Origin of the sequence: Pseudomonas sp. WS 5059, from assembly GCF_012985525.1 — a bacterium.
In the GTDB taxonomy this organism is placed as follows: domain Bacteria; phylum Pseudomonadota; class Gammaproteobacteria; order Pseudomonadales; family Pseudomonadaceae; genus Aquipseudomonas.
Genome location: NZ_JAAQWO010000006.1, coordinates 377,680 through 397,455, shown reverse-complemented (window position 1 = coordinate 397,455; position 19,776 = coordinate 377,680). Strand labels below are relative to the sequence as shown.

Annotated in this window: 17 protein-coding genes and 1 pseudogene; 13 read left to right on the top strand and 5 right to left on the bottom strand. The window is 62.0% G+C overall.

Annotated elements, in window-relative coordinates:
- Positions 1–22: 22 nt before the first annotated feature.
- On the bottom strand, positions 23–967 hold the full coding sequence (locus HBO12_RS19835) for a FecR domain-containing protein (RefSeq protein ID WP_170043007.1): 945 nt from the start codon (positions 965–967) through the stop codon (positions 23–25).
- A complete protein-coding gene (locus tag HBO12_RS19830) occupies positions 964–1,452 on the bottom strand; it encodes a sigma-70 family RNA polymerase sigma factor (protein WP_170043006.1) in 489 nt (162 codons plus the stop codon). Before HBO12_RS19830 ends, HBO12_RS19835 begins: the two co-directional genes overlap by 4 nt.
- Positions 1,453–1,778: 326 nt before the next feature.
- Here HBO12_RS19830 and HBO12_RS19825 point away from each other — a divergent pair, with 326 nt between their 5' ends.
- The 8 genes from HBO12_RS19825 (at position 1,779) to dacB (ending at position 10,285) form a co-directional block, all read left to right on the top strand.
- Positions 1,779–2,081, top strand: coding sequence for a DUF3649 domain-containing protein (locus HBO12_RS19825; protein WP_169954920.1), 303 nt, complete (start codon positions 1,779–1,781; stop codon positions 2,079–2,081).
- A complete protein-coding gene (locus tag HBO12_RS19820) occupies positions 2,078–3,652 on the top strand; it encodes a PepSY-associated TM helix domain-containing protein (protein WP_170043005.1) in 1,575 nt (524 codons plus the stop codon). The genes HBO12_RS19825 and HBO12_RS19820 overlap by 4 nt, the downstream gene beginning before the upstream one ends.
- Positions 3,652–3,978, top strand: a complete 327-nt coding sequence (locus tag HBO12_RS19815) for a DUF3325 domain-containing protein (protein ID WP_170043004.1) — start codon at positions 3,652–3,654, stop codon at positions 3,976–3,978. Before HBO12_RS19820 ends, HBO12_RS19815 begins: the two co-directional genes overlap by 1 nt.
- A gap of 6 nt (positions 3,979–3,984) precedes the next feature.
- Positions 3,985–4,563 carry an RNA polymerase sigma factor gene (locus tag HBO12_RS19810; RefSeq protein WP_170043003.1) on the top strand — a complete coding sequence of 193 codons (579 nt, stop codon included), beginning with the start codon at positions 3,985–3,987 and terminating at the stop codon, positions 4,561–4,563.
- A complete protein-coding gene (locus HBO12_RS19805; protein WP_170043002.1) occupies positions 4,560–5,537 on the top strand; it encodes a FecR domain-containing protein in 978 nt (325 codons plus the stop codon). The genes HBO12_RS19810 and HBO12_RS19805 overlap by 4 nt, the downstream gene beginning before the upstream one ends.
- Before the next feature lie 540 nt (positions 5,538–6,077).
- Positions 6,078–6,227 carry a type B 50S ribosomal protein L36 gene (gene ykgO, locus HBO12_RS19800; protein ID WP_020297337.1) on the top strand — a complete coding sequence of 50 codons (150 nt, stop codon included), beginning with the start codon at positions 6,078–6,080 and terminating at the stop codon, positions 6,225–6,227.
- 110 nt (positions 6,228–6,337) lie between these two features.
- Entirely contained in the window at positions 6,338–8,761 is a 2,424-nt protein-coding gene (locus HBO12_RS19795; RefSeq protein ID WP_170043001.1) for a TonB-dependent siderophore receptor, read from the top strand.
- Between the two features lie 69 nt (positions 8,762–8,830).
- Complete coding sequence (gene dacB, locus HBO12_RS19790; RefSeq protein WP_170043000.1) at positions 8,831–10,285, top strand: D-alanyl-D-alanine carboxypeptidase/D-alanyl-D-alanine endopeptidase; 1,455 nt, start codon at positions 8,831–8,833, stop codon at positions 10,283–10,285.
- A gap of 63 nt (positions 10,286–10,348) precedes the next feature.
- Here dacB and HBO12_RS19785 read toward each other — a convergent pair whose 3' ends face one another.
- Positions 10,349–11,224 (bottom strand): helix-turn-helix domain-containing protein, encoded by an 876-nt coding sequence (locus tag HBO12_RS19785; RefSeq protein WP_170042999.1) that lies wholly within the window; start codon positions 11,222–11,224, stop codon positions 10,349–10,351.
- A 136-nt stretch (positions 11,225–11,360) separates the two neighbouring features.
- On the opposite strand from HBO12_RS19785, the gene HBO12_RS19780 reads away from it, so the two are divergent.
- A complete protein-coding gene (locus HBO12_RS19780; RefSeq protein WP_169954928.1) occupies positions 11,361–12,272 on the top strand; it encodes a DMT family transporter in 912 nt (303 codons plus the stop codon).
- 118 nt (positions 12,273–12,390) lie between these two features.
- On the opposite strand, the gene norR is transcribed toward HBO12_RS19780, so the two are convergent.
- A complete protein-coding gene (gene norR, locus HBO12_RS19775) occupies positions 12,391–13,932 on the bottom strand; it encodes a nitric oxide reductase transcriptional regulator NorR (RefSeq protein WP_170042998.1) in 1,542 nt (513 codons plus the stop codon).
- 156 nt (positions 13,933–14,088) lie between these two features.
- On the opposite strand from norR, the gene hmpA reads away from it, so the two are divergent.
- Together hmpA and HBO12_RS19765 are read left to right on the top strand one after the other, a co-directional pair.
- Positions 14,089–15,270 (top strand): NO-inducible flavohemoprotein, encoded by a 1,182-nt coding sequence (gene hmpA, locus HBO12_RS19770; protein WP_169954930.1) that lies wholly within the window; start codon positions 14,089–14,091, stop codon positions 15,268–15,270.
- Between the two features lie 240 nt (positions 15,271–15,510).
- A complete protein-coding gene (locus HBO12_RS19765; RefSeq protein ID WP_170042997.1) occupies positions 15,511–16,017 on the top strand; it encodes a disulfide bond formation protein B in 507 nt (168 codons plus the stop codon).
- A gap of 553 nt (positions 16,018–16,570) precedes the next feature.
- On the opposite strand, the pseudogene HBO12_RS28620 reads toward HBO12_RS19765, so the two are convergent.
- Positions 16,571–16,785 (bottom strand): annotated as a pseudogene (locus HBO12_RS28620) (hypothetical protein).
- 27 nt (positions 16,786–16,812) lie between these two features.
- Here HBO12_RS28620 and cyoA point away from each other — a divergent pair.
- Together cyoA and cyoB are read left to right on the top strand one after the other, a co-directional pair.
- Positions 16,813–17,751 (top strand): ubiquinol oxidase subunit II, encoded by a 939-nt coding sequence (gene cyoA / locus HBO12_RS19760; RefSeq protein WP_029300208.1) that lies wholly within the window; start codon positions 16,813–16,815, stop codon positions 17,749–17,751.
- A gap of 3 nt (positions 17,752–17,754) precedes the next feature.
- The gene (cyoB, locus tag HBO12_RS19755; protein WP_057444528.1) at positions 17,755–19,773 is read left to right on the top strand and encodes a cytochrome o ubiquinol oxidase subunit I; all 2,019 of its coding nucleotides are present in this window, start codon (positions 17,755–17,757) and stop codon (positions 19,771–19,773) included.
- Positions 19,774–19,776 lie beyond the last annotated feature (3 nt).

Sequence of the window (19,776 nt, the reverse complement as noted above, 5' to 3'; positions counted from 1 at the left end):
CTCACAGGTGCCTGAAAATAATTCAGGCGCGGGCTTCGACACTGACCCAATAGCGGGTAAAACGCCGAATTTTGACCGGCAGGCTGATTTGCAGCAGGTCGAGGATGCGTTCGCTGTCGTCCAGCGGGTAGCTGCCGGAGATCAGCAGGTTGGCCACCTGCGGATCACACTGCAATTGGCCCCGGCGATAACGGCTCAGTTCCTCTAAGAAATCTGCCAGGCGCATGTGCGACGCCACCAGCATGCCGTCGGCCCAGGCGCCGGTGTTGGCATCAGTGAGGCGCGGCGTATCCCAGCCTTTGCGGGTGAGGTTGGCCTGGCGGGATTTTTCCAGGGTCAGCGGTAAGCCGCTGTAGGACCTGGGTGCAATCTCGACCTGGCCATCCAGCACGGCGACCTGGGTGTGATCATTGAACTGGCGCACATTCACCTGCGCTGCCCGGGCGGTGACGATGCCCTGGCCGGTGATGATCTGCAACGGGGTGCTGGCGCGCAGCAGTATCTCGCCTTCGAGCAGGCGGATCAGGTGCTGTGGGCCATCGAATTGCACATCCACCGCACTGGCGGTGTTGAGTTGCAGTTGGCTGCCGTCGGCCAGTTGGACCTTGCGCCGCTGGCCGAAGGGGCTGCGGTAGTCGGCGGTCAATGGCGCGATCAAGTGCTGCTGGCGCAAGCCCCAGGTCGCTGCCGAGCCGGCGCCGAGGACCAGCAACAGCTTCAGCGCCTGGCGCCGACTGTTCGATTGCGGTGCGTTCAGCGCCGCGTGGGCCAGGGGCGAGGGCATTGCGCGCAAGCGCTGGTTGACCCGCTGTATATGCTCCCACGCCCGTTGATGCTCGCTGTGGGCATCCAGCCAGCGCTGCCAGTTTGCCTGCTGGCGCGGGTTGAGCGGGCCTTGCTGCATTTGCATCAGCCACTGCACCGCCTGTTCGGCGACCTGGGTCGAGAAGTTCGCGGCGCGGTTCATAGGGCGAAATAGCAGCGCATGGCGGCTTTATTCAAATGTCGTTTGACGGTGGCGATGGAGATCCCAAGTTCGGCAGCGATTTGCCCGTAGGTCAGGCCGTCGAGCTGGGCCAGCAGGAAGGCGCGCTTGACCGGCACGGGCAAACCGTCGAGCAACTGGTCGAGTTCCATCAGGGTTTGCAGGATGATCGCCCGCTCTTCTTCCGATGGTGCCGCAAGTTCCGGCATCTGCGCCAAGGCGTCGAGGTAGGCGCGCTCCAGGTCCTGGCGGCGGTAATGGTTGAACAACACGCGCTTGGCGATGGTGGTGAGGAAGGCGCGGGGCTCGATCAGTGTCGGGGTTTCGCGGCCGCTCAACACCCGGATAAACGTGTCCTGGGCCAGGTCGGCGGCGCTGTGCGGGCAGCCGAGCTTGCGTCGCAACCAGCCGGTCAGCCAGTGGTGATGGTCGTGATACAAGACTTCGACGGTATTGGACGGCCGCAACGCGAACACTCCGGCAGCATCAGCGTGCTTTAGATAACGAGAATTGTTCGCATTGTAGGGTGGGCGGGTGGCATTCGGCAATCAGCATAAGACCGATAGCCGCTTTTATCGCCACAGAACCCTGTGGGCTGGCTTGTGTGGGAGCTGGCTTGCCTGCGACAGCATCATCTTGTTCTGCCAGACACACCGAGGTGGCTGCATCGCAGGCAAGCCAGTTCCCACACAAGCCCCACCTCTGTTTTTGGTGCCCGCTTCATCCGTTCTCTTTTGCTTATGAGAATATTTATCATTAGACTCTCGCCCCTGACGAACCAGGCGCCACTGGCATGAAAAGCAAAGCATCACTTCCTCTTTCCTACCGGCTCGGTGTGACGTCGCGGCTGCTGGCGGCTGTTGTCGGCGGCTATGTGCTGGCGTCCCTGGCCAGCGTGTGCCTGACCTTCTGGCTGCCAATCTCCCGCGCCGATGCGGTGGTCAGCGGCATGCTCAGTTCCTTTGTGTTCTACCTGCTGGCGGTGATCTGGTGCTTTGCCTGCCGCAGTGCGGCCCGCGCCTGGTTCGGCGTGCTGGTGCCCTGCGCGATACTGGCCACCCTGGCTGGCCTGGCCTATTGGATGGCACGCCCATGAAAGAGGGTTTCCGTCAGGCCATGGCCTGGTTGCACACCTGGGCCGGGTTGATTTTCGGCTGGTTGCTGTTCGCGATTTTCCTCACCGGCACCCTGTCTTACTTCAAGGGTGAAATCACCCACTGGATGCAGCCCGAAGTGCCAGCCCATGCGGTGGACGATGCGCGCAGCGTGGCCGTGGCGCAAAGCTACCTGGAGCAGCACGCACCCACGGCGGCCCGTTGGTTTATCGGCTTGCCCAACAGCCGCGACCCTGGTTTATCGGTGATGTGGCAAGACAAGATCGACCCTGGCCGGCGCGGCAATTTCATCGAGAAAATGCTCGACCCGGTCTCCGGCGAACAACTCCAGGCCCGGGAAACCATGGGCGGCGAGTTCTTCTACCGGTTCCACTTCCAGTTGCAGATGCCTCATCCGTGGGGCCGCTGGTTGTCGACCATCGCGGCGATGGTGATGTTCGTCGCGCTGATCACCGGGATCATCACCCACAAGAAAATCTTCAAGGACTTCTTCACCTTCCGCCCGCGCAAGGGCCAGCGCTCCTGGCTCGATGGGCACAACGCGGTGGGCGTGCTGGTGTTGCCGTTCCACCTGATGATCACCTACAGCAGCTTGGTGATTTTCATGACCATGGTCATGCCTGCCAGCATCCTCGCGTCTTATGACGGCGACACCCGTGGGTTTTTCAATGAGTTGTTCCCGGCCACCGACAACGCCCCGGCCCTCGGCCAGCCGGGCAAGCTGCTGCCTTTGGCGCCGCTGGTGGAGCAGGCCCGGGCGCAGTGGGGCGGTGGTCATGTGGGGCGGCTGGCGGTGAACAACCCTGGCGATGTGAATGCCTCGGTCAACGTCTCCCGCGCCGGCTCTGACCGGGTGGTGCATGATTTCGGCAGCACCGTGTCCTTTAATGGCAGCACCGGCGAATTGCTGCGGGTCAGTGCCGAGCAGTCGCTGCCGATGGCAATCAGCGGCAGTTTCTACGGCCTGCATATGGGTCACTTCGCCGGCCCGGTGCTGCGGTGGTTGTACTTTATCTGCGGCCTGGCGGGCACGGCGATGATTGGCACCGGCCTGGTGATCTGGCTGGGCAAGCGTCAGCTCAAGCATGCCAAAACCGGGGTGATGCCGTTTGAGTTGCGCCTGGTGGAGGTGTTGAACCTTGCCAGCATGTCCGGGCTGGTCATCGCCATTGCTGTGTTTTTCTGGGCCAACCGCCTGCTGCCGGCGACCTTCGCCGAACGTTCGGACTGGGAGGTGCAGAGCTTCTTTATCGCCTGGGGCCTGACCTTGCTGCACGCCATGCTGCGCCGTGGCCGCCGCGCCTGGGTCGAGCAACTGGGCCTGGGCGCCGTGCTGTTTATGGCGGTGCCGCTGCTCAATGCGCTGACCACTTCCCAGCACCTGGGTGTGTCGCTGGCCAAGGGCGATTGGGCCATGGCCGGCTTTGACCTGACCTGCCTGGGCAGCGGCCTGTTCCTGGCCTGGGCCGCCTGGAAGATGCAGCACCGCAGCGCCGCCCAACCCCGTGCCGAGCGGGCCCGCCCACTGACCCTCAAAGGCGAGGTGCACTGATGTTGCTGGCCTTGTTGCTGTGCTACGCAGGCTTTGTTGCGCTGTGCCTGTCCCTGGACCGTCACCATGGCGAGTTGCTGCACAGCAAACCTTCGCCACGGCGGCGCCTGGGGTTGCGCGTGGGTGGCTGGCTGCTGTTGGGGCTGTCGATCTGGCCGGCGGTGCACCTGGCCGGCTGGAGCCGGGGCCTGGTGGACTGGTGTGCGGTGCTGATGCTCAGTGGGCTGTTGCTGGTGTTGCTGTTGCCGTATCGGCCAAGGCTGGCCTTGATCCTCGCGGGCGTTGGCCTGCTGGCCAGCCCCGTTGCGGCCTTCGCGACCCTCTGAGCACCTTTGATGATCACCACGCCGCCCGAGCCCCAGGATCACCCTCACGCTGAATCGTCGGGCGGGCGCGCACATTTCCTACAGGTGTTTTTGTCCCAGCGCTCACAGATGGAGGCGTTGGTCAGCCGCCGCGTAGGCTGCCGTGCGACGGCGGCGGACCTGGTGCAGGATTTGTTCCTGCGCTTCTGGCGCCGACCCCTGGTGCAGGTCGAAGAACTCAGCACCTACCTGCTGCGCTGCGCCGGCAATATCGCCATCGACCACCTGCGCAGCGAAAACGCGCGGGTGCGCGGCACTGAAGGCTGGTTGCCGGAGCAGCACGACCATCACAGCTCCGAGCCCCAGGCCGCGTTGGAAGCGGGCAACGATCTGCGCCATGTGGAAGCGGCGCTGCGCAGTTTGCCGGAGCGTACGCGGCAGATCTTTTTGCTCAACCGTATCCACGGGCGCAAATACGCAGAAATCGCCAAGGCCATGGGCCTGTCCCAAAGTGCCGTGGAAAAACATATGATGCGTGCCCTCGAAGCCTGCAAAGCCAGCCTTCGGCAAGCCCATCCGCCACGCTCGCCAGGGAAAGCACCGTGAACGTCACCCCGACGCCCGCCCAGGAACAGGCCGCCCTGGCCTGGCTCAGCCTGCTGCACGATGCGCCCAGCAGTGGTGACCAGGCCACTTTCAGCCACTGGTTGCGCGCCGACCCGGCCCACGTCGAGGCGTATGCCCAGGCCCAGGTGCTGTGGGAATTGAGCGAAGTGCCGGCGCGCACCCTGGCCGCCGAAGACGCGTTGGCCCTGCAGCGTTACCTCAAGGCCATGGACGGCGCAAAACGCTCCCGTATGCGCCGCTGGTCGGCGGCACTGGCGATGGCGGCGTGCCTGGTGCTGATGGTGTCGATGGGCGCCGGTTGGCAGCCACAGCGCTGGGTCGATGACCTGGGCGCCGATTACGTCAGTGCGCCGGGTGAGGTCAAAACCGTGACCCTGGCCGATCAAAGCCAAGTCACCCTGGATGCCGACAGCGCGATTGCCGTGGATTTCAGCCACGGCGAGCGGCACATCCAACTGCGCCGTGGCGCCGGCTTTTTCAGCGTGACCCACACCGGGCAAGCCTTTGTAGTGCACGCAGGCAGTGGCGAAGTGCGGGTGTTGGGCACGCAGTTCGAAGTGCGCCTGCAACCGGCGGGCGCCCAGGTGACGGTGTTGTCGGGGCGGGTCGGGGTTACACCCTCGGCCCAGGGTACTCAGCAAATTCTGACGGCCGGCCAGCAAGTGGCCTACGCGGAGGGTGTGGCTGATGAGCGGCACGCGGTGGACAGTGAATCGCGCCTGGGCTGGCGCGACGGCTGGCTCAACTACTACAAGACCCCGCTGGCCGATGTGCTCAAGGACCTTGGCCGTTACTACCCTGGCCGCATCCTGCTGCTTGATGACGACCTCGGCGCCCGCCGGGTCAGCGGCAGCTTCCCGAGCAAGGACCCCGAGGCGGTGCTCAAGGCATTGCAAGCGGTGCTGGGTTTTGAGCAGCACAATGTGTTGGGGCGGTTGATCGTCGTCCGCTGAAAACCAGCCACCCCCTGTGGGAGCGGGCTTGCCCGCGATGGCGTCTGTAAGAGCAGCGCAACCCTTCAGGGGCCATCGCAGCATGAGTATCGACACAACTCGCTCTGTGTACATATCCATTCCTGCGGTCACGGCCACTTAGGGTTCCGCCCTTACGGCGGGTCACTTTTGGGACCCAAAAGTAACCAAAAGGTCCTCGCCCCACCACTCGGTGCCTCGCCTAGGCTCGGCATGCCCGCAGTCAGGCAGTGCTCCGTGGGCCCGCCGCGATCGGCCATCCATGGCCGTGTCGCGGCTACCCCGGCATCCATGTCGGGGTGCCCACTGCGCAATACCTGCCTGCGGCCAGCGTGGTTTAGCGGGGCGCCTGAGATCAAAAGCCAGATCAAAAGCACAGCAACAGCAACAGCAACAGCAGAGCCAGAGCGCGAAGCTGCGTTCCTGTGGGAGCTGGTTTAGGGGATGGTCCGAACAAAGGTTGATAACTATTCTTATTTGCATTTATGATATGTTATTACATCCCTATCAAGGAGCCACCCCATGAAAGTCCTGTCCTCACTCAAAGAAGCCAAGAACCGCCATCGCGACTGTCAGATCGTCAAGCGCCGGGGGCGGATCTATGTGATCTGCAAATCCAACCCACGCTTCAAGGCCCGGCAGGGCGGGGCGAAAAACAAGAACAAAGGCTGAGGGTGAAATTATTTTCAATTTCACCTGAGGTAAAACCCCGCGCCATTCGTGTAGTGCTTGAAACTGCGATCAATTCGCATTAACAGCGTTCTCTACACGGGTTCTCAAGTATGAAGTCCAGGGCAAAGTCGGCGGCAGGCAGTTCGGTTAAACAGTGGCTGGGAGCCTCCCTTCTGGCCGCTTCCGGCCTGGCATTACAGCCCCTGAGCCTGGCGCAAGCGGCGCAGGAGCAGAGCGCAGTCTTCAGTTTTGCACTGCCGGCCAAGCCGTTGCCCCAGGCGCTGAGCGATTTCAGCCGGGTGACCGGCATCAGCGTGGTCTACACCGACGAAGCTCCCTACAACCTCAACGCCCCGGCCGTCAGTGGGCGGATGAGCGCCGCCCAGGCCATGCAGCGCCTGTTGGGTAACTCCGGCTTGACCTTCCGCCAGATCGACGCCCGCACCCTGGCCCTGGAACCGCTGCCTAGCGAAGGCGCGGTCAATCTTGGCGCCACCACCATCAGCGGCGTCAACCAGCAGCAAGCCACCAGCTACCAGCCACCGCCCACCAGCTCGGTCATGCGCTCCCAGGGCCTGCTGCTGGAAACCCCGCAAACCGTGAACATGGTGCCGGCCCAAGTGATGCGCGACCAGGTGCCGCGCAACCTCGACGATGCCTTGGCCAACGTCAGCGGCATCACCCAGGCCAACACCTTGGGCAGTACCCAGGATGCGGTGATGCTGCGGGGCTTTGGCGACAACCGCAATGGCTCGGTCATGCGCGACGGCATGCCTGTGGTGCAGGGCCGGGCGCTGAACGAAACCGCCGAGCGCGTCGAAGTGCTCAAGGGCCCGGCGTCGTTGCTGTATGGCATCCAGGACCCCGGCGGGGTGATCAATATCGTCAGCAAGAAACCCGAGCTGACCCCATCCACCGCCCTGACCGTGCGCGGCTCGACCTATGGCAGCGGTAAGAACGGCAGCGGCGGCAACCTCGACACCACCGGCCCGATTGGCGACAGTGGCCTGGCTTATCGTTTGATTCTCGACCACGAAGATGAGGATTACTGGCGCAATTTCGGCACTTACCGCGAAAGCCTGATCGCGCCATCCCTGGCCTGGTACGGCGACGCCACCAAGGTGTTGCTGGCCTACGAGCACCGCGAGTTTCTCTCGCCGTTCGACCGTGGCACGGCCATCGACCCCACGACCAATCACCCCCTGGATATCCCCGCCACGCGCCGCCTGGATGAGCCGTTCAACAATATGGAAGGCCGCTCCGACCTGTATCGCCTTGAGGTCGACCATGACCTGAACGACGACTGGAAGGCCCACTTCGGCTACAGCTGGAACCGCGAAACCTACGACGCCAGCCAGGTGCGCGTGAGCAAGGTCAACGCCAACGGCGTGCTGACGCGCAATATGGACGGCACCCAGGGCGCGCTGACCACCGACCGCTTCACCACCATCAGCCTCGAAGGCAAGGTGGACGTGGCCGGCATGCGCCATGACCTGGTGTTTGGCCTGGATGACGAATACCGCAAAATCTACCGCGCCGACCTGATCCGCCAGGCCAGCCGCAGCGTGTTCAACTACAACGACCCGGTGTACGGCCGCGAAGTGGCGGGCACCACCGTCAGCGCGCCGGACAGCAACCAGACTGACCTGCTGCGCAGCGACTCGGTGTTTTTCCAGGACGCTATCCACCTGACTGACCAGTGGATCCTGGTCGGCGGTGCGCGTTTCCAGACGTACGACCAGTACGCCGGCAAGGGCCGCCCGTTCACGGCCAACACCGACAGCAACGGCCAGAAGTGGGTGCCCCGCGCCGGCCTGGTGTACCGCTACACCGATGAGCTGTCGTTTTATGGCAGCTACACCGAATCGTTCAAACCCAACTCCACCATTGCGCCGCTGGACAACAAGATGGTGATCGACGGCAGCATCGCCCCGGAACAGTCAAAGTCCTGGGAGCTTGGGGCCAAGTTCGATATGCCGGGGCGCATTACCGCCAACGTGGCCTTGTTTGATATCCACAAACGCAACGTGCTGGTGTCGATCACCGAGGGCGCGACCTCGATCTACAGCGTCGCCGGCAAGGTGCGCTCCCGTGGCCTGGAAATGGACCTGAGCGGGCAGTTGACCGACCAGTGGAGCCTGATTGGCAGCTATGCCTACACCGATGCCGAAGTCACCGAGGACCCGGCCTACAAAGGCAAAGGCCTGCAAAACGTGGCGAAAAATTCCGGCTCTGTTTCAGCCGTGTACGACTTCGGCACTATCGTCGGCGGCGACCAGCTGCGCGTCGGTGCCGGTGCGCGTTACGTCGGCGAGCGGGCCGGCGATGCACTCAATAGCTTCGACCTGCCGGGCTACACCGTGGCCGATGCGTTTGCCACCTATGACACCAAGGTCGACGGGCAGAAGGTCAAGTTCCAGCTCAATGTGAAGAACCTGTTTGACCGCACCTACTACACCTCGGCCGTCAGCCGGTTGTTTGTGTCCATGGGCGATGCGCGCCAGGTGTCGTTGTCCAGCACGTTGGAGTTCTGACCGTCGGCGATGACGCTGGCGGCCTGAGCTGCTAGCGTTGCGCTCTTTGAGGATTGCCGGGACGGTTTGATGCAGTTGGGACGATGGATACACACCAGCGCCATGCTGGTGGGCGTAAGCCTGTTGTTGGGTGGCTGTGCCAGCCCTTCGAAAACCGGCGAGCAGGCGCTGGAGCAATTGCTGGCCGATCCGGCCCTGGCCGGGGCCAGCGTTTCGTTGGTGGTGCGTGACGCCCGCAGCGGCAGCACGCTGTACCAGCACAACCCCCGCACGCGGCTGGTGCCGGCCTCCAGCCTGAAACTGCTGACCACGGCGGCGGCCATGGATGTACTGGGCCCGCAGTATCGGTTTTCTACGCAGTTGCTGAGCACCGGCAGCCGACAAGGCTCGCGCCTGCTGGGCAATCTGTACCTGCGAGGCCTGGGCGACCCGACGATCCAGTGGGCGGATTACCAGGCCCTGGCGGCGAACCTGGCCGCGCAGGGCATCCGGCAGATCGACGGCGACCTGGTGTTCGATGACAGCTGGTTCGACGCCGAACGCCTGGGTGTGGATTGGGCCCACGACGACGAAGACAAGTATTACGGCGCGCAGATTTCCGCACTGACCGTGTCGCCCAATGCTGATTTTGATGCGGGCACCTTGATCGTCACGGCCAAGGCGCCCATGGCGGTCGGCCAACCGCTGGGCGTCACCCTCAGCCCGCCTACTGATTATGTGCAACTGAGCAACCTGGCGCTCAGCGGTCCGGGCAACAGCTATGGGCTCAATCGCCAGCATGGCAGCAACCTGCTGCGCCTCAGTGGCACGCTGACGCCGGGGACGCAAAGCCGGCAATGGGTCAGCGTGTGGGAGCCGACGCAACTGGTGGCCAATCTGTTCGCCCAGGCCTTGGCGCAGCAGGGGATCAGCGTGCAGGGTCGGCGCGTGATCGGTGGTGTCAGCCCGGCCACCGCCACGGTGTTGGCGACGCACCAGTCGGCGCCGTTGCAGGAGCTGATCCGGCCCTTGCTCAAACTGTCCAACAACAGCATGGCCGAAGCGTTGCTCAAGGCCATGGGACGTCAACAGGCCAACGCCGGCACGGCGGCGGCCGGGGTTGCGGCGGTGGCTGACTTTCTCAAGCGCCAGGGCCTGGACCCGGCAACATTAAGCCAGGTGGATGGCTCGGGTTTGTCGCGACGTAATCTGGTGTCGGCGCAGAACTTCACCGACCTGTTGCTGGCCATTAACAAGCAGCCGTGGTTCAACGCCTGGTACGACGCGCTGCCCATCGCCGGTAACCCGGATCGCCTCGGTGGCGGCAGCCTGCGTTACCGCCTGCGCGGGACTGCGGCGCAAAACAACCTGCAGGCCAAGACGGGGTCGATGGGTGGGGTGTCTTCGTTGACGGGCTACATCACCGATGCGGGTGGGCGGCGGTTGGTGTTTTCGATGCTGACCAACAACTATGTGGTGGAGGGGAGTCGGATCAAGGCGTTGGAAGATCGAGTGGCCGTGGTCCTGGCGCAAAGCCGCGATTGAACAATGTGGGAGCAAGCCCGCTCCCACAAAATCCCATGCCCTATTAGTTTTGTGTCAAGGCAACTAGGGTCGGAACGCCTGCCGATATTCCCCCGGTGTCGCTCCCATCGCCTGGCGAAACCGGTTGGTAAAGTGGCTGGCGCTGGAGAACCCGCATGCCAGGGCAATCTCCCCCAGCGGCATTGACCCGCTGCGCAACAGGGCCTGGGCCTGCGCGAGGCGGCGGGTCAGCACATATTGGTGGGGCGGCAGGCCAAAGCTTGTGCGAAACATCCGCGCAAAGTGGTATTCCGACAAGGCGCACAGCCCCGCCAGTTGCCCCAGGCTGATCGGCTCGGCCAGTTGCTGCTCGATGTAGTCCACTAACTGGCGGCGTTGATGCGCCGCCAATCCGCCCTTGAGCCGCAAGCTGTCGCGCAGGCCGACCTGGCTGAGCAGGGTGTGGCTGAGCATTTCATGGGCCAGGCTACTGGTCAGCAGGCGTTCGGCGGGTTCCTGCCAGTTCAGCCCGATGAGTTGGTGAAAGCGCCGGGCTTGCTGCGGGTCTTCCAAAAATGTGCTTTCGCGCAGTTGCAGCGCCCGGGGTTCGCGGTCCAGCAGGGTGATGCAACCCAGGGCAAATTGCTCTGGGCTGAAGTACACGTGGGCCAGGCGGATCTCGCCGTTGATCACCCAGGCCGACTGATGTTCGGCGGGCAGGATGCACAATTTATCGGGGCCGCCCTTGGTGCCGGGCTGGCCACGGCGAAATGTCTCGGTGCCACCGCCCACGTAGCAGGACAGGGTGTGATGGCTGGGCGCTTCGTAGTCCTGGGAGTCGTGGTGGTTGCTCCACAAAGCCGCAGACAAGCCGTCACCGAGCTCGGCGCACAGCTCAAGGCGAGCGTTGGGCGAACTGTTCAGGGCGTTGAAGACTTGTAGGTTTTCCAGTGCAGGCATGGGGTTCTCTCCGACGCCTTGCATCCTACTCCCGGCGGCCGGCGCTGTGATCCCTCGGCCCGACAAAAGCGCAAGAATCTGCAAGTGCCTGGCAGCAAGGCGGGGTGAAACTGTGGCTCAACCACCGGAGTGCGCCATGAACCTATCTTTGTATTTACTGACCGTGCTGATCTGGGGCACGACCTGGATCGCCCTCAAGTGGCAGTTGGGCGTGGTGCAGATTCCGGTCTCGATCGTCTATCGTTTCGGCCTGGCGGCGCTGGTGCTGTTTGTGTTGCTGCTGCTCAGCCGCAAACTGCAGGTGATGAACCGCCGTGGGCACCTGATCTGCCTGGCCCAGGGCTTGTGCCTGTTTTGCGTGAACTTCATGTGCTTCCTCACGGCCAGTCAGTGGATCCCCAGCGGCCTGGTGGCCGTGGTGTTCTCTACCGCGACGTTGTGGAATGCGCTGAATGCCCGGGTGTTCTTCGGCCAGAAAATCGCGCGCAATGTATTGCTGGGCGGTGGCCTTGGTTTGCTGGGCCTGGGGTTTTTGTTCTGGCCCGAACTTGCCGGGCACACCGCCAGCCCCGAGACACTGTTGGGCCTGGGCCTGGCGCTGTTGGGGACCCTGTGTTTCTCGGCGGGCAACATGCTGTCGAGCCTGCAACAGAAAGCCGGGCTCAGGCCGTTGACCACCAACGCCTGGGGCATGGCCTATGGCGCCTCGATGCTGGCGCTGTACTGCGTAGTGCAGGGCATTCCATTTGAGATGGAGTGGAACACCCGCTACATCGGCTCGTTGCTGTACCTGGTGATCCCCGGTTCGGTGATTGGCTTTACCGCCTACCTGACCCTGGTCGGCCGCATGGGCCCGGAGCGGGCGGCGTATTGCACCGTATTGTTCCCGGTGGTGGCGCTGAACGTCTCGGCGCTGGTCGAAGGCTACCAATGGACCGCCCCGGCGCTGGCCGGGTTGGTGCTGGTGATGCTGGGGAATGTGTTGGTGTTTCGTAAGCCCAGGGCGGTTGCAGCTGTGAGCCCACTTTTTCAGCCGAAGCAAACCTAATGTGTAAGAAGATCTAATGTGGGAGCTGGCTTGCCTGCGATAGCGGTGAATCAGCAATGCCTATGCTGACTGACCCACCGCTATCGCAGGCAAGCCAGCTCCCACAGGGTGATCCGCGTTACTTCAGGCCCAGGCGCTTGGCCATGCGCCCCAGGTTGGCGCGGTCCAGGCCCAGTTCGCGGGCGGCGCTGGCCCAGTTGTGCTGGTGGCGCTCCAGGCAAGCGCCGATGACTTGCCTTTGGTAGTGCGCGGTCGCCTGGCGCAGATCGCCGGCCACCGGTGCGAGTTCCACGGGCGCTTCGATCAATGGCGCAGACTCATTGGGTAGGTCGAGGTCCTTGGCACTGAGGCTGAGGATCTTCGGCCGCTCGCGGCAATTGCCCAGGGCCTTCAGCGCGCTGCGGCCAATCAAGTGTTCCAGCTCTCGTACATTCCCGGGCCAGCCATAGGCCAATAACGCCGCCTGGGCATCGCTGGTCAGGCGCAGGCTGCCCAGGCCCATGCGCGAGCGGTTCTGTTCAAGGAAAAAGCCTGCCAGCAGCAACACATCGCGCCCGCGTTCACGCAGGGCCGGCACTTGCAGGGGGTACACGCTCAAGCGGTGATAGAAGTCGGCGCGGTAGCGGCCGTTGCGTACTTCCTCGGCGAGATCGCGGTTGGTGGCGGCGATCAGGCGCACGTCCACTTGGTGCTCCTTATCCGAACCGAGCCGCTGCAACTGCCCGCTTTGCAGGACCCGCAGCAGCTTGGCCTGGACCGTCAGCGACAACTCACCCACTTCATCGAGGAACAGGGTGCCGCCATTGGCCAATTCAAACTTGCCCCGACGCTCATTCAGCGCGCCGGTAAACGCACCGCGCACATGGCCGAACAGCTCGCTTTCCACCAGGGTTTCGGGGAGGGCGGCGCAATTGAGGCTGATCAACGGTTTCTCGGCGCGGGGCGAGGCCGCGTGGATGGCCTGGGCCACCAGCTCCTTGCCAACCCCGGTCTCGCCGGTGATCAACACGGTCAGGTCGCTGCCGCCCACCAGTTTGATTTCTTCCACCAGGCGTTTGTGGGTCTTGCTCTGGCCGATCATTTCCTTGTGCTGCTGGCCGCTGGCCTGGCGATAGATTTCCGCGCGCTGGTGTTCGTCCTCGGCACGCAGGGCCAGGTGTTCCATGCGTTCGGCCACATTGACCGTGGCGGCGGCGAGGCTGGCGAAGGCCTGCAAGGCGTCCAGTTCGACGCGCTCGAAGCGTTCGGTGTCGAGGGCATCCAGGGTCAGCAGGCCCCAGGGATGATCGTCGACAAACAGCGGGCAGCCCATGCAGTCGTGGACTTCCAAGTGCCCGTGCAGGCCATCGACCAGGCCGTCGTAGGGGTCGGGCAGTTCGCTGTCGCTGTCGAAACGGGTCGGGCCGGGGCTGCTCAGCAGCACGGCAAAGCGCGGGTGTTCGCTGATCTTGAAGCGCCGGCCCAGGGTGTCCGGGCTCAGGCCGTCCACGGCCAGCGGCACCAGCCATTCGCCGTCCAGGCGCAACAGCGCGGCGGCGTCGCAGGGCAGCAGGGTGCGCATGGCTTGCAGCAGGCGTCGGTAACGTTCGCTTTCCGGCAGTTCGCGGGACAGGTCAGCCACCAGTGGCAGCAGGGTGGTGAGCAGGGAGTGTGCAGTCATAATGACTCCTTGTAGTCCTAATGACTATAAAGTGTAGGAGGTCATATTGACTACTTCTAAATTAACTCACTGATAAATATAGGTTTATTAGTTGGCACGAATACTGAGTGCTACAGGGTAATCATTCAGAAGCCCCAAAGGCTCAGGAGTCTCCCCATGCTTAGCGTTCAAGACCGTGCCATCGTCAAGTCCACTGTGCCGCTGCTGGAAAGCGGTGGCGAAGCCCTGATCACCCACTTCTACCGCATGATGCTGTCCGAATACCCCGAAGTGCGCCCGCTGTTCAACCAGGCCCACCAGGCCAGCGGCGACCAGCCCCGTGCCCTGGCCAACGGCGTGTTGATGTACGCGCGGCATATCGACCAGTTGGACCAGTTGGGCGACCTGGTGGCCAAGATCATCAACAAGCACGTGGCCCTGCAAATCCTCCCGGAGCACTACCCGATTGTCGGCAACTGCCTGCTGCGGGCGATTTCCGAGGTGCTGGGTGACGAAATCGCGACCCCAGAAGTGATGAGCGCGTGGGGCGCGGCCTATGGTCAGTTGGCCGACATCCTGATCGGCGCAGAAAGCGCGATCTACGACGAAAAAGCCCAGGCCGTTGGCGGCTGGCGTGGGGCGCGCCCGTTTTTGCTGGTCAAGCGTGTGGAGGAGAGCAGTGAAATCATCTCCCTGTACTTTGCCCCGGTGGACAACGGCCCAATCCTCGCTGCCGAGCCCGGCCAGTACATCGGCCTGAAGCTGATCCTCGATGGCGAAGAAGTGCGCCGCAACTATTCATTGTCGGCGCGCACCGACGCGGGCCTGTACCGCATCAGTGTCAAGCGCGAAGCGGGCGGGCGCGTGTCCAACTATCTGCATGATCAGATGCATGTGGGCGCGACCATCGACCTGTTCCCGCCATCGGGAGAATTCACCCTGGTGCCCAGCGACAAGCCCCTGGTGCTGATCAGCGGCGGGGTGGGCATCACTCCCACCCTGCCGATGCTGGAAGCGGCGCTGGCCACCGAGCGCCCGGTGCACTTTATCCACTGCGCGCGTAATGGCGGCGTGCATGCGTTTCGTGATTGGGTCGATGCCCTGGCTGCACGTCATCCGCAATTGCAGCGCTTTTACTGCTATGCCGAAGACGACGGCATCAGCCCGGCGGCGGACAAGCTCGGCATGCTGACCCAGGAGCAACTGGCGGCGTGGTTACCTGAGGAGCGTGATGTGGATGCCTACTTCCTGGGGCCGAAGGGCTTCATGAGTGCGATCAAGCGTCACCTCAAGGCTTTGGGTGTGCCTGAAAAGCAGAGCCGGTATGAGTTCTTCGGGCCGGCGGCGGCGCTGGAATAAGCGGCCGCTCTTCAGCACCGTATTGGCCTCTTCGCGAGCAAGCCCGCTCCCACATTTGATCTGTGAATACATTCAAATGTGGGAGCGGGCTTGCTCGCGAAGAGGCCCGAAAGACCACCACATTAATGTGTCGTTAACCCGCCTGCGCCTAAGATGCCGACGCCTACTGCTAAATTTTCACCTCCTGTGTGTAAACTTGCGGCCATTGGCACACCCATCATTAGGCAAAGGGAAACGGGGATGATTGACGAAATGCGGTTGGGGCGGGAGCGGCGCTTCCTGGTGTTGCTGGGGATCATCTGCCTGGCGCTGATCGGTGGCGCACTCTATATGCAGATAGTGCTGGGCGAAGCGCCATGCCCGCTGTGCATCCTGCAGCGCTATGCCTTGCTGCTGATTGCGCTCTTTGCCTTTATCGGCGCGGCCATGCGTACCCAACGCAGTGTCACGGTCTTTGAAGTGCTGGTCGTGCTCAGCGCCCTCGGCGGTGTCGCTGCCGCCGGGCATCATGTGTACACCCAGTTCTACCCGGCCATCAGTTGCGGCGTCGATGTGCTGCAGCCGATTGTCGATGACCTGCCCCTGGCGAAGATCTTCCCCCTGGGCTTCCAGGTCGATGGTTTCTGCAGCACGCCATACCCGCCGGTGCTGGGCTTGTCCCTGGCGCAGTGGGCGCTGGTGGCGTTCGTGTTGACGGTGATCCTGGTGCCCCTGGGCATTTACCGCAATCGCAAGCACAGCGCTTAAATCGTCCTACAAAACGCCCCGGTCCTGCTGATGCAGGCCGGGGCGTTTTTGTGTGCGGGGATTTTGTGAAAGGACCGTGACGCTGGACAAGATTGGCGGCGCGCAACGTGCGACACGTTGTCACACTGAGGGCGTCGCAGGACGTTTCCCACCCCGCGCCAGGGCGCTTAATCGACCATTGGTCGGGGGCTGCTGCCTGTCACTTTCCACCCCGGCCGACCCCGCGCACGGCGTGCTCTCGAGAACTTCCGGTGATCGGCGAATGCCTTGCTTTTAGCGGGCTTGCCTGGGGTTTGGCGACCCTGAAAGGGGCCTTGAGGTGCGACACATTAGGCAATAACACAGCATTTTTTGTGGTTTTTGTTGAGAATCAAACGCGATAGGATCCCGAACCTTTGCAACAATGGCGCAGGATTATTGCTGGAATCGATAAAAATTATTTCTTTATAAGTCATGGTTTATACATCGCTAGCTAACTACAATCGCCCGCACTGAGTGTCCGGTGCTGCTCAACCCTGAGCAAATAGGGCGGTCGAGAGGCGAAAACATTGCTTCATGCGACCCCAGGTGCCGGCAGCCTTTCAACTATCCGCACCAAATGGAATTGGTCTGTAACAAGGCCTTTGACCAACGAAATCGAATAAGAATTCACCGCCAGACCTGGACGTGTCGATCAGCGCATGAAGCGCCGGGCAGGCCCTTATTCAATCGAAGAGAAATGCCAACCCTTGGCAGGGTGAAGTGTTGGCGATCAAAACCCAACTGCATTGCGCAAGCTGCTTTAGAGGTCGTGAGATGAGTAAAAACAGGTACACCCGATTACTAGGCATAGTGCCGCTTTTCGGCATGTTATTGCTGGGAGGCTGCAACTGGACGCTGCTCGACCCTGTGGGTCAGGTCGGCGTGGAGCAACGTAACCTGATCATCACGGCCACTTTGCTGATGCTGTTGGTCGTGGTGCCGGTGATCGTGATGACCTTCGCGTTCGCCTGGAAATACCGCGCGTCCAACACCAAGGCCACCTACGCGCCGAAGTGGTCGCACTCCACCAAGATCGAGATCGCGGTGTGGCTGGTACCTGTACTTATCATCATCGCCCTGGGTTACATCACCTATAAGTCGACCCACGAGCTGGACCCTTACCGTCCGCTGGAATCCGACGTGCCGCCAATCACTATCGAAGTGGTCGCGCTGGACTGGAAGTGGCTGTTCATCTATCCCGAGCAAGGGATCGCCACCGTCAACAAGATCGTGTTCCCGGCCAACACCCCGATCAACTTCAAAGTGACCTCGGATGCGGTGATGAACTCGTTCTTCATCCCGGGCCTGGGTGGCCAGATCTACGCGATGGCGGGCATGCAGACCAAGCTGCACCTGATTGCCAACCAGAACGCCGAGCTCGACGGTATCTCCGCCAACTACAGTGGCGCGGGCTTTACCGGCATGAAATTCAAAGCAATCGCCACCACCCAGGAAGACTTCAACGCCTGGGTACAAGAAGCCAAGAGCTCACCAAAACAGCTTGAAAAAGCTGAATACGAAGCCCTTGCCAAGCCAAGCCAGAACAACCCTGTAGAGCTGTACTCCTCGTACACGCCGGACCTGTTTCAGAAAATCATCGATAAGTATGAAGGGATGAAGCCAGGCAAGCCGGTCAAGCACGAGAAGAAAGAAGTGGCTGCTGTGGAAGGGACGGACGCAAATTCGCATTCAGCTGCCGGGGCAGAGGAGTAAACGATGTTTGGTAAATTAAGTTGGGAAGCGGTCCCATTCCACGAGCCGATCGTGATGGTGACCATCGCCATGATCGCGCTGGGTGGTCTGGCGCTGTTTGCGGCAATCACCTACTTCAAGAAGTGGACCTACCTGTGGACCGAGTGGCTGACGTCGGTCGACCACAAGAAAATCGGCGTGATGTACATCATCGTCGCCATGGTCATGCTGCTGCGTGGTTTTGCCGACGCCATCATGATGCGTACCCAGTTGGCCATGGCCACCGAGGGTTCGCCTGGCTACCTGCCGCCTGAACACTATGACCAGATCTTCACCGCCCACGGTGTGATCATGATCATCTTCATGGCGATGCCTTTCTTCACCGGCCTGATGAACCTGGCAGTGCCGCTGCAGATCGGTGCGCGTGACGTTGCGTTCCCGTTCCTCAACTCCCTGAGCTTCTGGCTGCTGGTTTCCGGCGTCGTGCTGATCAACCTGTCCCTGGGCGTCGGCGAATTCGCCAAGACCGGTTGGGTTGCCTATCCGCCGTTGTCGGGGCTGCAATACAGTCCGGGCGTGGGGATGGATTACTACATCTGGGCGCTACAGCTATCCGGGCTGGGTACGACGCTGACGGGGGTCAACTTCCTGGCCACCGTGCTGAAAATGCGTACCCCAGGCATGAAGCTGATGGACATGCCGATCTTCACCTGGACCTGCACCTGGGCCAACGTCCTGATCGTGGCTTCGTTCCCGATCCTGACCGCTACCCTGGCCCTGCTGACGCTTGACCGTTACATGGATTTCCACATTTTCACCAATGAACTTGGTGGCAATCCAATGATGTACGTGAACCTGTTCTGGGCATGGGGTCACCCTGAGGTGTACATCCTGATCCTGCCAGCGTTCGGTATCTTCTCCGAAGTGATCTCGACCTTTACCGGCAAGCGCCTGTTCGGTCACCACTCGATGGTCTACGCCTCGGGCGCGATCTCCGTACTGGGCTTCATGGTCTGGCTGCACCACTTCTTCACCATGGGTTCGGGGGCCAGCGTCAACGCCTTCTTCGGCCTGGCGACGATGCTGATTTCGATCCCGACGGGGGTGAAGCTATTCAACTGGTTGTTCACCATCTACCACGGCCGCCTGCGCTTCACCAGCCAGGTTCTGTGGACCCTGGGCTTCATGGTGACCTTCGCCATCGGCGGCATGACCGGCGTACTGCTGGCCATCCCGGGTGCTGACTTCGTGCTGCACAACAGCCTGTTCGTGATCGCGCACTTCCACAACGTGATCATCGGTGGTGCGGTATTCGGCTACATCGCTGGCTTCAGCTTCTACTTCCCGAAAGCGTTCGGCTTCAAGCTGCACGAAGGCTGGGGCAAGGCTGCATTCTGGTTCTGGATCACCGGCTTCTTCGTCGCGTTCATGCCGCTCTATGCACTGGGCTTCATGGGCATGACCCGTCGTCTGAACGCCACTACCAACCCTGAGTGGGTGCCGTACCTGTACGTCGCCATGTTCGGTGCGGTGATGATCGCTGTCGGTATTGCCTGCCAGTTGATCCAGCTGTACGTGAGTATCCGTGACCGCAAGCAAAACGCCTGCGACTCCGGCGACCCATGGAATGCACACACCCTGGAATGGTCGACTTCGTCGCCACCGCCGTTCTACAACTTCGCCGTGCTGCCTAAGGCCGAGACCATCGATCCGTTCACCGAAGCCAAGGAAAACGGTACTGCGTACCAGCGTCCTGTGCGCTACGAGCCGATCCACATGCCGAACAACACCGCCACTGGCGTGGTGATGGGCGCGCTGTTGACGGTCTTCGGTTTCGCGATGATCTGGCACATCTGGTGGCTGGCCATCGCAAGCCTGGCTGGCACCGTGATCTATTTCGTGATCCACGCGGCTCGTGATGATCAAGGCTACATGGTGCCGGTCGACGTGATCGAGCGCATCGAAGCCGAGCAGCACGCTCGCCTGGTAGCCGAGAAGAAGATTCCGGCCAACCGTGTTGAAACCTCGTTGGAACAGGCTTAAACC